Consider the following 14,865-nt stretch of genomic DNA (forward strand, 5'->3'; position numbering starts at 1 on the left):
TTTTTAGTTCAGAAGTTCAATAAAGACAAGTGAGTTAATTATTTTATGCTATAGGTTACGTTTGCCATTGTCAACCAAGGCGAGGTAAATCGTATATTAATTGTATCGCCCGATTTGCCCAAAGCCTGAACATACACGATCATTTTTCCATGATAAACGCGCTGTTTATTATCGGTATAGTCGCCCATATCTGCATTGTTCCCCGCTTCCATACCCAGTAATCGCGCATGTCCAGCAATATCACAGGTGATTTCATCTTCCGAAAGGACCACAGGAAGTCCCTTGTTATCCACCACTTGCAAGGCGACCTGCAAAATGCCACCGCCTTCAATCGCTTTCCCTCCTATCACCGTCGCCTGAATCGCCGCCGGACGTTCACTGGATTCGATAGTGTGCCGAACTACTTCTTTTTTATTCGTGTCCAGACCAACAACCTCTAGTTTACCAGCTGCATAGGGAATATCCCAAAAGATGATACCTGTCTTCTCATCGTAATTTCTCTCTTCGCCAACAACCTTACCATTGAGCTCCAATCGCGCCTGAGGGCTATTGGTGTAACAGACCACCCTGATTTGCTGTCCCTCCTGATAGTTCCAAATTGGCCAGGCATCCATGGAGGGCGCTTCATTTTTCCGTTGTCCTTGCTCGGATTCCAACGCAGACCAAACATCGGTAGTCGTTGCTGCGCCCTTCAATGGATAGGTTCCCAAATAAGCCATTGGTTTATCGGACCACAGCGATTGGCGGTAATAACCCCTCGGTTTAATAAAACCTGCGAAATCCAGCAGTCCCGAATAAAATCCACGTGAAGGCCAACGCCCCGACTCTCCGAGATAGTCAATACCCGTCCACAAGAACTGGCCAAATATATGCTTGTTGTCGCGTACGGCAAGCCATGCCGGAAGATCGTGCCGATTCTCACTTCCGAAAATCACGCGTGCTGGATAGCGCTGATGATCCAGTTGATAACGACTTTCGGTATAATTGTACCCTGCAATGTCGAGTGCCCCCGGATAGGCCGTTTCGTTGGACATAGCCACACCTGCAAGCCCTGCTGTAACAGCTCTGCTTTTATCATATTTTTTCACAACCGCAACCAAGCGTTTCGCTATATCACCCAATCGCATCGCATCTGGTGCATCCTTTTTGTATCCGCCATACGAAGCCTGTGTAAAACCACCCTCCTTCTTCTCGCCGTTAAGGACAGGATGTGAATAAGGGTCATTTGGATAATCCACTTCATTCCCTATACTCCAGGCGAAAATCGAGAGGTGATTGCGATCCCGTTTGACCATATCTGCAAGATCTTGCTCTCCCCAGCTTTCAAAAAAGTCATACGATCCCTCAAAACCGGGCGTTCCGACATTCCAGCCCTGCAGCCATTTCCGTTTTGGAAATTCCCATTCATCAAATGCCTCATCCATAACCAACAGCCCCAACTCGTCACATAAGGTGTAAAGCGAGGATGCTTGCGGATTATGACTGGTTCGAATGGCATTGACACCCAAAGATTTCAATGTCTGCAGCCGCCGACGCCATACCTCGGTATACATTTCAGCACCCAGCACACCGGCATCGTGATGTAGGCATACGCCTTTGACTTTCATCCATTCGCCGTTTAAAGCAAAGCCCTTGTTTGGATCAAATGTAAAAGTTCGGAAGCCCGTTTTGATTGCCGACTGATCAATTTGCTTTCCATTTTGCAATACGCTTGTCCGCAAGGTATATTGATTGGGTTGATCCAAGCTCCACAATTTAGGGTTTGCAACCGTCAATTGCTGCTGTATCGTCGCTTTAGCGGTAGCATCAATCTTTACTTTCTCCGATTTATTAGCGACAACCTTCCCTGCGGCATCAATCAACTCCTGCACAACGGTAAGCGCACTGCCGTTGGACGTACTATTGACAACGGTCACTTCGGTATTTAACATTCCTTTCCCTTGCTTTAGCTCGGGATAGGCATATACTCCCCATTGATCAATATGCAAGGGATTGGCCTTTACAAGCCAAACGTCACGATAAATGCCCGATCCCGTGTACCATCTTGAATCGGCACTTTTACTGTGGTCGACCTTAACAGCGATGGTATTTTCTTTTCCAAACTCAATATATGACGTGATATCATAAGAAAAGGATATATAGCCGTTGGGGCGTTTTCCAACAGATTTGCCATTGACAAACACCTCGCTTCGGTTGTATACCCCCTCAAAATAGATAAATATTTTTTTGCCCTGATCTGCCATAGGTATCAGGAGCTGTTTTTGATACCAGCCAATACCACCCGGTAAATAGCCTGTCGCGCTGGCTAAACTTGGACTGAGGGGGTATTTTACGCCCCAATCATGGGGCAAACGGACCTGCTGCCAAGCTCCACGCTTCGTTTCTGCGCTGGCCTGCCCCTCGATATCACCCAAATGGAAACGCCAGTCTGAATTGATCGCTTCGGCTTCACCAAATCCAGCCTGTGCGTATAGGCCACTGATGCCCATACCAATAGAAACAGCTAAGACGGATAGTTTTTTTATGAGATTATTCATTTTACTTTTTTGCATTAGGTTCAAGTGATTAAAGCGTTGGAACAACAGGCAACACATTGCCCTGATCATCAAAATACAAACGATCCATGCATACCTCCCGGTTAAATCCTGCTGCGTCGCCCATATCAATACCTTTGGGATAATTGAATCGATGGTAAACAATATACCATTCGTCTTTACCGGGAATCTGCAAAATCGAATTATGCCCAGTGCCATAGATCCCTTTCGCAGAATCTTTTTGTAAGACTAAATTATTAGCTGGAACAGTGATCGGTCCATCAGGGGAAGTTGCAGTTCCATAGCGTACCCGATAATTTTCACTCCGGGTATCGTCTTCTGACCAAAAGAAATAATAGCGTCCTTTGCGGTAGACAACATAGGCACCTTCGCGGAATGTCTTATCGGGAGTGAGTACCTTTACTGTATTTTTTTTGATGGAAACCATATCTTTGTTGAGTTCAGCAACAGCCAGATAGCCATTTCCCCAATACAGATAGCTTTTTCCAGATTTGGGATCGTTAAACACCGCCGGATCAATCTCCTGCCCGCCATTGACACCCTCAGGCTTAAAATCGATCAGCGGTTTTCCCGCGTCCTTAAAAGGCCCGGTAGGTAAATCAGCCACCGCAACACCGATCTTTTGCGCTGCTGTAAAATAATAATAGTACTTATAATCGTTCTTGACTTTCTTTTCCGTAATTGTAGGTGCCCATGCATTGCGAGGTCCCCAGGCAACATCTTTTTTCAGGTCCAAAATCACCCCTTCATCTTTCCACTGATTGAGATCGGAAGACGAGAAGGTCTTGAAATAATAGCCCCCCCAGCCATCAAAACCATCACTCGTTGGATAGATATAGTATTTTTTTGTTTTATTGGAATAGAGTACATCTGGATCGGCATAAAAGCCATCCAAAACGGGATTCTTTCTGAATGCGAATTCTATATCTTTGGGTTTCCCCCATTTGGAGGTCAAGTCCAAAAGTTCTTGTCTTGAAATAGGAATAATGGTCCCATGACGTGGATGGAAATCCATGTCAATTTGATGGTCGATTACTTTAAAACGATCAAGGTCTTCAGAGATGCAGAATTGGTACTTCCCTTTACCATAGACATCATACATCAGGATATATTTATCCGACTGATTGAGTTTAAAGACACTGGATCCTTCCACAGCATCATTGGTCTGCTGTTTATACCCCGGCTGTTCAATCCATTTTCCCGAAGTCAGAGAATCGGTTATCGCCAGCTTAATGCCATTTCCATGTCCTTCAGTTTTGTAAAAAAGGTAGAACAAGCCATTCTTTGCAATAATATCGCCATCGATACAGGATTTACCATTTTTTGGAAGAAACAGCACTTTAGGTTCGCTTTCAAAATCTGTAAACTCCTTATTAGCATAAGCATAGTAGATGATATCCGGGCCATTTCCGTGCTGCATGGACCAGTACACCATGTATTTACCGACCGAAGGGTCATATATAGTCTGTGGTGCCCATACTCTTTTCAACGCTTCCTGACCTTTGAAACGCTGCTGGATATCGATTGCCTGATGAGACCAATGCACAAGGTCTTCGGATTTTAGCAGGATCAAACCCCGATTAGAATCCCAGCCTTTGGAGGAGGTCATGTCGGTGAGCACCATATAAAATGTTTTCCCATCTTCGCCACGGAGAATATGGGGATCACGTACACCACCAGTCTTGCTGATCACCTTCGAATCCAGGATAGGCTGGTTTTCATTTAAGGCTCTGTAGGTATAGCCATCTGTGCTGATCGCAAAACAAACCGCTTCATCTGCGACAGCATTACCTTTGAAATAGGCAAATAAATAACCTGCAAAATCTTTGTCCGTAGGTCCGCTGCGATAAGCCTGAGCAAAAACACCGCATGTAGCATGTATTAAAAATAAGGTAACTAAGATTGAAATTTTGTTTTTTTTCATGAAGGTTTAGTAGAATAAATAAGCATTAGACCATTTTTTTGCATCGATGAAAGCCACGGGATATAATCCCGTGGCTTCGTAATCCGGCAATTTTACTTGCCATCAGCACCTATTTTAAAGCTATTTTTTGAACTGCCGTATAGTAGTACTCTCCAGATACCGTAGCTTTCACCCCTATTCGGGCAAACACATAATCGAGGTTTTTCAGGTTGTCCGGCAATTCACCGACGATACTTGTCGGTTGACCAAAAGCAACATTAGCCAAATTGGCATCCACACGTAGCTCGCGTTGTACCTGATCTGTTAAAACAGATTTACCGAGGTAAAGTCGCACAAACTCCAAATTTGCCGTACCTACTATTCTATTAACCGTAAAGTTAGCAGTAATACTGTTATTATTTTTTTGAAAAGACTCGTTTGTCACCGTGAAATAGGGTGTTACAGGCACATCAATTGTCGTATTGCCTTTCACTTGCACCAATACCGTATCGGTTGCCTGTTGTAGCCATGGTGAATCTCCTTTCCGCACCAATTTGTATTCGCCATCAAAAAGACTAACAGAAAAAGAGCCGTCCTGATCAAAATATACGGGTATTGCTGAGCGAAGCGGATACCCATCCTGCCATAATTCCAATTGAGGCCCATTATTCCGAACGCCAATCGCCTTTCCTTCATAAACAACGCGTCCCGAAAGCGTTGATTTTGGGGCTTCAAAATTATCATATTTGCAACCTACAACGAGTAGGCTTGCAAAAGCTACCAATAAGCTTAAAAATTTTATTTTCATGGTACAACTAGATTAATGGAATGGATTTCTAACTATTTTAGGATTTTTATTAATGACATCCTGACTAATGGACGCATAATAATTGGCCATACGGAAAAAGCGTGCCTTTCTGAAACGCGCAGGTCTTACCCGTTCATAGATATACTTACCGTCATCGGCATGCCCTGGACGCACGACACGATAAGCATACAGTCCATATACAACAGCGTTGGGATCATTTTCCGATCCGTCCCACACCAAATGTGCAATACGCCATCTTTTAAGATCATAGTAACGATGATCTTCGAAAGCAAGTTCGACACGTCGTTCGTTCCGGATAATATCCATTGTTAGGTTACTAACGCTATTGGCCGGAAATCCTGCTCTTTCGCGCAATTTATTGACGTAAGTTCTTGCGTCCACGGTCTGTCCCAGCTCAAATGCAGCTTCTGACGCGTTGAGATAAATTTCACCAAGACGAAACCACGGCCACCAGTTAGCAGCTGATGTACCGCGTGTACTGGCTGCCGGCGCATCGCTGACAAATTTACGGATATAGAAGCCGGTGTTGCTGACGTCCTGTGCGTCATAAAGCGGTCCATCAAAGCCGGTCCACAAACCACCACTCGCATAATTCTGTCCCAGTTGTGGCGCTGCAGTAAACTGGTAAGCTCCATTCGTCCCCCAAGTTGCCACTCCAGCCTGAATACTCACAGCACGTCCGCGGAAAGAAGTTCCCGGATAAATCACCGTCCCAAACAATCGAGCATCTTTATTCGCAAAAATATCGTTGATATTTTGATAGGCTACGTAATTTCCTGCGCCGTTTTTATCATGTAGTGTGCCTTTGCTACCGTCTAGATAATCAAAACTTTCTACAAGACTCAATGAAGGAGAAATTGTCGATGATGACTCATTGTCTTCGGTCAGACTTCTGACGATATTGTCATAAGCAAAGCGGTGAACTTTTAAACTCGTGACAAAATCCTTGGCAAAGATGACTTCGGCACCAGTTTTCTTATTGAGCATATCATAAAAATTGGCACCTTTATCGGCATTCTCATTGTAAAGCGCATAGGGACCATTCATAATTTCCTTGGAAGCAGCCAGCGACTTGGTATAATACCCCGTCGCCATATTGGCTGGAATACCCACTTCTCCTCCGGCAGTCGTTATCGGTGAGGCCATTAGATTATTATATTTCGCGATGGATGCCGCATAAAGCATTGCCCGACTTTCCAAAGCTAATGCTGTATACTTGTTGGCTCTGGTCTTACTGGCATTATAGACGGTAAGATCTTCCTTGATCTCTTCCAATTCTTTGTAAATAAAATCGTAGACTTCATACTCCTTGGCACGTGCTACCTGCAATGGTGTTGGATCACCGCTAAAGTCATAGATGAGCTGGGTTGTAACGATAGGTACGCCGCCCATGCGTTTGACGAGTTCGAAGTAAACAAAGGCCCGGATGAAGCGTAATTCGGCTTTATACTGCTTACGTTGTGCATCAGACAATTGTGTACTGAATTGATCGATATTTTCGAGGGAAAGATTCAGATCCCGAATCAGTCCATAATCCCAATAGCGACCGTAATCGTCACCAAACTGATAATCATTACGCCAGTTTTGATCGCGATGTCCCGACCACATGGCATCATCCAATTCGGTCATTCCTCCTGTATTGAAAACACCATGTAGCGTTGGCATTCTGTCGTAATAATTGGCGACCAGTGAAGTTAACAGTTTCGGGTCATTCCAAAGCTGTGCATCGGTAATCAATGATTTTGAATCCCGGTCAAACCAATCGTCGTGATTGCAGCTGCTCAACGAGGACAAGGTCAATAAAGCAACTCCTATATATGTAAGTTTAAATCGTAGTTTCATGTTAAAAAGTCATATTAAATCCAACCATAAATACCCTTTGCTGTGGATATACTACTGCTGCTCTCGCTTCGATCTCAGGATCAATCTGGTAGTCTTTGACATTGTCAAAAGAAATCAAGTTTGAGGCATTAACGTAGAACCGTATTTTTTCGGCCTTTATCTTTTGAATCCATGCTTTTGGCAGATTGTATCCAAGCTCCAGGTTGCGGACACGCAGGTAACGTACATTGGTCAACCAAAAATCACTATTTCGACTATTGGGACCTGAGTTGCCATTACGAATCGCAGGGTAGCGTCCCGGAATCCATTCACTGTTTGGATCATAAGGGTCTTTGCGATGCCATCTATCTTCAAGTAGATAGGCTGGAGAATTACCCCCACCGTGGAAGGCATTACGTAATTCATAATCCTGAAACCAGGATTGCACCGCACCACCGGCCAGATCAATATTTAAGTTGATGCCTTTCCAGTCAAGTCCTATCCGACCACCGAAGCTCATCATCGGTGCCCAACCCGTCGGATAACCGATCGGACGCTGATCCATATCATTGATAACCCCATCGCCGTTTACATCTTTATAAATCAGATCACCAGGAAGTTGCGTCCTATTGTTCTGACCATCATTATTGATCGGATGGTTGCGGATCTCTTCTTCCGACTGAAATCGTCCAACTACTTGGTATCCCCACCATACTCCGCCCCAGCGGTCTTCAATCGAGTTACGGTATTCATTCCACGAATTACTGAAACGAGGCTTATAGGTTTCTAGGTCACGATAACGTGAAAAAGTCATATTCCCACTGACAACATAGTTAAGCTCACCGACCTTATCGGTATAGGTAATGATACCTTCGGCTCCATAATAGCCGTTCTTACCGAGGTTTTCATTGGGAAGATCATAACCGATTTCGGCTGGTAATAGGACATCGTACCGTTTGCCAGGATATCCAGTACGGATAATTTTAAAGATATCGGCCGTCAATGTCAGCTTATTTTTCAGCAGTGTCGCATCGATACCCATGTTATAATTGGTGTTTTTAACCCAGGAGAGGTTGCGAACTGGTAAACCTCTAGGCTGTACCCCGGGCACATAAGCTCCGTCTAAGACAGCACTTCCAGCCGCCCAATTATACCCGGCAAGGTAATCGTGCATTCCCACGCCCTCTTCAAGTCCTGTTTGTCCGATCGAACCACGGATTTTAAGGTCACTCACCACAGATTTTAAGGATTTAAAGAACCCTTCATCCGAAATACGCCAACCTACCGATGCTCCTGGAAACAATCCCCAGCGTTTACCTTCATAATATTTAAAGGAACCATCATAACGGCCCAGTACCTCCAGAAGATACTTGCCCTTGTAGTTGTAGTTGATACGGCCAATATATCCAGCCCGAGCCTCGTAAGCCCATTCATCGGCCAAACTATTGAGCTCCGACAGTCTTAACAACGGAATATAATTGTTTGAAGGATTTGCGCCCAATGCCTTATACGTCCGGTCCCAATCTGAACGCTCATAGCCTAACATTCCCGCGAAAGTATGATCGCCGATCTGCTTGTTATAATCGATCTGGAACTGTGCAAAGCGAGAAACAATCTCCCTCGTGGTATCGTAACGCCAGCCAGCATCACTTCCACCAGTACGCTTATAGGCATTATTTTCGTACCGATATACATCATAGGTATATTGGAAGCCTTCAAATTTATTGTTGGTATAGTTGTAAGAAACAGTTCCTTTTGCCGACAAACCAAAATTTGTCTTATAGGCCGCAAAGAGATTCACATTTCCAGCAAGGTATTTATTGTCTTTATAGCCGGCAATATCGCGACTAAAGAGAGCCGGGTTATAGGGAAAATCATTGGTATGATTGATATATTCCGGATTGTCATTTGCGTAGGGACCTACAGTCGGCCTATTTTTCATAATAGCCAAAATAGACGAGAAGTATCCATCCCCACCTGGTAAGCCAACATCCTGTGTGCCCTCATGTCTTCCTGAAATCTGCGTCCCGACAGTAAGTCCTTTGAGTACCTCAGCTTCCATATTGGCCTGGAAATTGGTTCGCTTATAATTGAAATCCTTGATCATTGCATCCTGATTGAGGTGGCCCAATGACAGGAAGTAATTGGATTTTTCATTTCCACCGGTAACATTGGCATTGATGTATCGCTGTGGAATATTCTTACGGATCACCATGTCATAATAATCATAGCCTTGGTAGCCGGGCTCTGTCCCTGCCTGCCATTTCGCCAACTCCTCGGGCGTATATACCGTCCTCGGGTCGCGGTTTTCATTCTGTGCGGCCTCAACCAATCCACGTGTGTATTGTTTAGCGTTTGCCATGGTCGGAAAACGTGTCAAATTTTGCCAGCCTTGGTAGCCATTAATATTGATTTTTGCACTTTCTCCTTTTGCGCCTTTTTTGGTGGTAATCAATACAACACCTCTGGAAGCACGGAATCCATATACTGCTGCGGCGGCATCTTTCAAAATAGAGATACTCTCAATATCTTCTAGATTCAGCGAATTAAAGATATCTGCGCCGGAGCCATTCTGTGTACCAACCCAATCAGTACCTTCCTGACCTCCATAAGCAACCCCATCAATTACATATAAAGGCGAGCCCATATTCCGGATTTCGATCGCTGCACCACGACCGGGACGCGCGTCTTTGGCACGCACTGAGATCCCCTGCACCTTTCCTGCCAAAGCCCCAGCAGTCGTCGTCGATGATGACCGTACAATATCCTCTGATTTAATATTGCTTACCGCCCCTGTAATATTACGTTTGGACTGTTTACCATAACCAACAACGACGACATCCTCCAATACATTTTCATCGGCCTCGAGCTGGATTTTTAAATTTGTTGTTCCATCCAATGGAATTCGACGAGTCTTATACCCAACAAATGACACGACGAGCGTTCCTTTGTTAGCATTCAGCTCAAATTTCCCCGATTTGTCTGTTGAGGTTCCCTTACCTCCTTCCAGGAGGAGTACACTCGCACCAACGATAGGCTCGTTTGCTTTGTTGAAAACTTGTCCCGTAACCTTCTCCTGCGCATACAGCAATGTTGGCATCACGCTCAACATGGTGTAAAAAGAAGCAATCTTTAAGTTTTTCATAAATTTCAATACGAATTAAACAGTAAATAATACAATCTAGCCGGACAAGACAATATGATGGTAAACTACGGTCTACTTTGGTTATTTCTTTTGCATCGTTGCCACCCCTACCTAGATTTATAATTGGATTAATACCTCAAACTTAGCCGATTTTGCAGCATTCTATCGTACACAAATCCGTCAAAAAACATATATTTTTTAGTCAAAAACAGCTTTTTAAATATATTTAAGGCATATTTTATGTTTTTTTTCTCAAACTGATCTACGAAAAAACTATGCCCCTATCTATGTTGAAATAGTAGGGGCATACTTATCTGATGTGGATTGTTTTAATACACTACGCGAGCTTTATTGTCGGATCGTTGATATTCGGAAGGTAGCTGGCCAAACTCCTCTTTAAAACATTGTCGAAAATAAATCGCACTATTGATTCCGACCATAAATGACACTTCAGTCACGTTATACTTCCCGGTCCGAAGTAGATCTGCCGCCTTATGGATACGTATCTTACGTACGAGTTGATTGATATTTTTCCCTGTGATGCCTTTCAATTTCCGATAAAGGGTAGACTGACTCATATTCATGCGATCAGCGAGGGCAGCAGCATCCAATACCTCATCCTGCATATGCTGTTCGACAATCTGCATAAAATCCTGAACAAATTCATTTTCACGCCAGAGTTCCTCCGTAGGCTTTTGTTCTAGTCCTATATTGGTAGTTGAAAAAGATGATTTTGAATTTAAACTTTCCAAAATCAGTTCATTGATCTGTTTCTGTCGGCTCAATAGATTGTCAATACGTTTGAAAAGTAAAGCTGCTGTAACTGGTTTGATCAGGTAGGAGTCTATCCCCAGATCATAACCTCTCTGCCGATCTGCATCGGTATTTTTTGCTGTCAATAGCAACAGTGGGATATGACTTGTACTACGTTCCTGTTTCAATTGCTTTACAAGCTGAAAACCATCCATATCGGGCATCATAATATCACTGATCACCAAGTCGGGCACCCTAGCCATCGCCATTTGATAGCCTAAAGTTCCATTTTCGGCGAGCACCACGTCATATTGTCTTTGCAAGGTACTTCCCAGATATTCACGAAGTTCCAGATCATCCTCAACCAATAGCACTAGCGGACGTTGCGAAGAAACAGGCTGCTCGCCATTCTCAACAGGTAATCGATCGGTTTTCAATTTTACTGTAAAGGTGGTACCAAGGCCAAATGTACTATTCACATCAATCTTTCCATGATGGATCGCCACAAGTTCTTTCACCAAAGCCAGACCAATACCCGTACCCTGAGTACCTGTACCCGCAACCTGATAATACTTTTCAAAAATCCTACCGATATCTTCTTTGTCAATACCTACTCCTGTATCCTCTACGGACAACACCGCCCAATGGTCCAAATCCGATTCTTCGTAATGCAAGCTTAGTTTAATATAACCTGACTCGGTATATTTATAGGCATTCGACAATAAATTATCGACGATCAATTGTACGATTTCAGCATCAAATAGCGTACGTGAATCCCTCACAGGGAGTTCAGACAACACCCGAAGACCAGGTTTGTGATTCAATGTTTTATATTTATGGGCAAGATCTGCGAGCATTTCTCCCAAAGACCCAGCTTCGGGCACAAAGGGTTTAAACTGCGATTCTACCTTCCTAAATTCCAACAACTGGTTGACCAATGTGAAGAGTCTATTAGCGCTTTTCTGTACCGTCTGAACCAGTTCGCGATGTTTTTCAGTAAGCTGCTGCTCTTGGGACAGGTCGTCAAGGGGGCCTAGAATCAACGTCAAAGGTGTCCGTAGCTCGTGTGTTATATGCGTATAGAAATTTAGGCGCTCTGCATGTAACTGTTCGTCCTGCACATGTTGCCGCTCTTTCAGTTTTAGTTCGGATTCGGCTTTCATTTTTTTGAAATAGAAAGAAATGATAATATATCCAATTAGCAGCACAAGGAGCAGATACACGATCTTGGCGGATAAACTGAGATAAAAAGGTGGCGCAATGTTGATCAATAGATGCTGGTAGTCCTGCGACCATTGCCCATTTTTCATCCGGGTACGAATCAGCAACTCATGTTCACCGTAGGGTATATTACGAAAATCGAGGTTGGTCTCGTTTCCCAGAAAAATCCAGTCATTATTAAGCCCTTGCAATTTATAGCCAAACTCGACCAAACCGTCTAGAGCAAAGTCCATAACAGCAAGTTCGATACGAAAGCTATTTTCATCATAATTGAGTTCAATCGCCTTTGTCGGCGAGGGATATTTATCGACCTGCGTACCGGACTCTCCGGATCGAAAAACAATAAATCGGCTAATACTTAGGGGCGAGGTTGGTAAATTGGACGGGATTGTGGCTGGGTTGAAATAACACATTCCTTCCTGCATCCCAAAATACAGTCGACCTTCACTGTCTTTTCCTACACTTGCATTGATAAAACCTCCCAAAGGCAAACCGAAAGACTGGTCATATTGTAGAAAACGTCTTTCTTTCGGGACATAGCGTAACATCCCCGATTTGGTCGAACACCAAATATTTCCGGTCTGATCTTCTGCGAGTCCATTGACAAAAAGCCATGCATTCCCTCCCGGAGGCATCAATAGAGACAGATCACCAATCTTCTTACCCGCTTCCTGTACAGCCAGTCCTTGATTTGTAGCCACCCAGATATTGTTATTTCTATCCCGCAACAAATGATTAATCGTGTTATTTTGCAAGCCATTACCCTTGTCCATTTTTCGAAGCAGTTTATGCTGAGGATCGTAAACATAGAGTCCTTGCCCATAAGTTCCGACCCACATGTTGTGTTGGCCATCTTCCATCAACGTTCGGGGCGCATAATCGCCAAGCATTGGTTTGTTGATCAAAAGCTTCTGGACATGCCCCTTTCCTTCATCATATATAAATACCCCTTGATGTGCTGCAAACCAGATCTGTCCCAAATGGTCCTCATAAATCGCGCGTACCTCCGTCACAGGCTCACCTAAATCAATGGTTTTCCAAACGGACGATCCAGCATATTGAACGGCAATTCCACCTTTACGTAATCCGAGCCAAACATGTTGATGCTGGTCCTTAAAAGCTGTTAGCAGGAAATCGTCTGCCCCACCATTCTTTTTGGTAATCTGTCTCAATAAACGCCCTTCCGCATTCATTTCGACCAGACCTGAACCTTCAGTCGCCAAACGTATTGTCCGATTTTCCCCCACCAATACATTGCTCACTGTTGCCAGTCGATCCGGCAGCATATTGTCTGATGGAAAGAAACTAAAGAAGGGGGCTATATGACTCACAACTCCCAAGCCACCACCATATAACGCTAGCCAAACGTTTCCAAACCGATCGGGAGTAATATGCTGAACCATCGTATTATTGCCTTTCCCCAGATCAAAACGCTCTACATGCTGTACGGCTTCAATACGCTTATCATAACCATAGCTCGGCTGCAATAAAAAGAGTTGCGACGATTCGGCGCCTATCCACAATGTATGGCCAATTTCCTTAATCGCATATACAAAAGGTTCATTTCCATTTTTTGCCAATCCTGCCAAAGAAATCTGCTGTAGTTTACCGGAAGCTGGATGATACACAGCCAGCCCCTTTCGGGTCCCTATCCACATATTGCCGGCTTGATCACAAAACAAAACTTTAATTTCATTATCTGGTAATTGTCCGGAGGTATTGTGATTAGTTAGTCTTTTCAAAGAATGGCTAATGGGATCCATTATTGTTAAACCTTCGTTAACATGCCCGATGTAAAGCATTCTTTTTTGATCTTCGGCCAGAGACCAAATGCTATTTTCGGGAAGACCCGGAAAATTCTTTTTATTGAAATGACTAAATTCTCCCGTTACCGGATCAAAATGCTGCACCCCTTGATGGTAGGTCGCTAACCACAATTTCCCATCCTTGCCTTCAATCATATCCGTAATATCATTCGTGGCTATGGATTTTGGATTAGCTGCATCATGTGTATAATAACTGAATCTATTTGTGCCTAGGTCAAGCACATTCAGCCCATTGGACCTTGTTCCGATATACACTTTCCTGTCTGCATACAGCAACGTATTAATTTCATTGCTATTGATCGATTGACCGTCCTGCTTATCGGCGGCATAATATGATTTAAAAGACTTTCCCGCATAACGGTTCAGCCCCAGCTCTGTGGCTACCCACATAAATCCTTCATCGTCATGCACGATATCCAGTACCTGCTGATTGCTTAAGCCATCTTGAAGGGAAAAAAAATGGGCATTGTTGGGCTGTCCATAAACATAGGCCAACTGCCAAAGAAAAACAATAATAATGAGAAAATTTTTCATAGCTCCGCCACCACCAAATAAGTTAACAACACCAACCTGTTCTCTTGAATGGGATCCTTTGCCGACTATCATTCGCCCCAATCCATTTGCAACTTTTTGCAAAATTGTTGAGCACCACAACAACTATACAATGAAAATATTCAGGATATAAACACAACATAGGCCCATTCAAATAAAGGTTATTTTCAAGTTAAAGATAAGAATAAATATATAAATGTCAAACAAACATTTATAATAGTACCAAGAGGAATATCGTGCATAATCTCACGGAATATTGA

The 14,865-nt window shown here is 43.7% G+C and carries 6 protein-coding genes; all 6 read right to left on the reverse strand.

Annotated elements, in window-relative coordinates; translation table 11 throughout:
* Positions 1-38 precede the first annotated feature (38 nt).
* Positions 39-2,537, reverse strand: a complete 2,499-nt coding sequence (locus K2F45_RS18825; protein WP_248932046.1) for a glycoside hydrolase family 2 TIM barrel-domain containing protein — start codon at positions 2,535-2,537, stop codon at positions 39-41.
* 28 nt (positions 2,538-2,565) lie between these two features.
* On the reverse strand, positions 2,566-4,479 hold the full coding sequence (locus K2F45_RS18830) for a glycoside hydrolase family 43 protein (protein ID WP_075993520.1): 1,914 nt from the start codon (positions 4,477-4,479) through the stop codon (positions 2,566-2,568).
* Between the two features lie 109 nt (positions 4,480-4,588).
* A complete protein-coding gene (locus K2F45_RS18835; RefSeq protein ID WP_075993521.1) occupies positions 4,589-5,266 on the reverse strand; it encodes a DUF3823 domain-containing protein in 678 nt (225 codons plus the stop codon).
* Positions 5,267-5,278: 12 nt separating this feature from the next.
* Positions 5,279-7,129 carry a RagB/SusD family nutrient uptake outer membrane protein gene (locus tag K2F45_RS18840; RefSeq protein ID WP_075993522.1) on the reverse strand — a complete coding sequence of 617 codons (1,851 nt, stop codon included), beginning with the start codon at positions 7,127-7,129 and terminating at the stop codon, positions 5,279-5,281.
* Position 7,130: 1 nt separating this feature from the next.
* Positions 7,131-10,253, reverse strand: coding sequence for a SusC/RagA family TonB-linked outer membrane protein (locus K2F45_RS18845; protein WP_075993523.1), 3,123 nt, complete (start codon positions 10,251-10,253; stop codon positions 7,131-7,133).
* Positions 10,254-10,582: 329 nt separating this feature from the next.
* A complete protein-coding gene (locus K2F45_RS18850) occupies positions 10,583-14,689 on the reverse strand; it encodes a hybrid sensor histidine kinase/response regulator transcription factor (protein ID WP_157626147.1) in 4,107 nt (1,368 codons plus the stop codon).
* Between the last annotated feature and the right edge of the window lie 176 nt (positions 14,690-14,865).

Source organism: Sphingobacterium siyangense, assembly GCF_023277505.1.
In the GTDB taxonomy this organism is placed as follows: domain Bacteria; phylum Bacteroidota; class Bacteroidia; order Sphingobacteriales; family Sphingobacteriaceae; genus Sphingobacterium; species Sphingobacterium siyangense.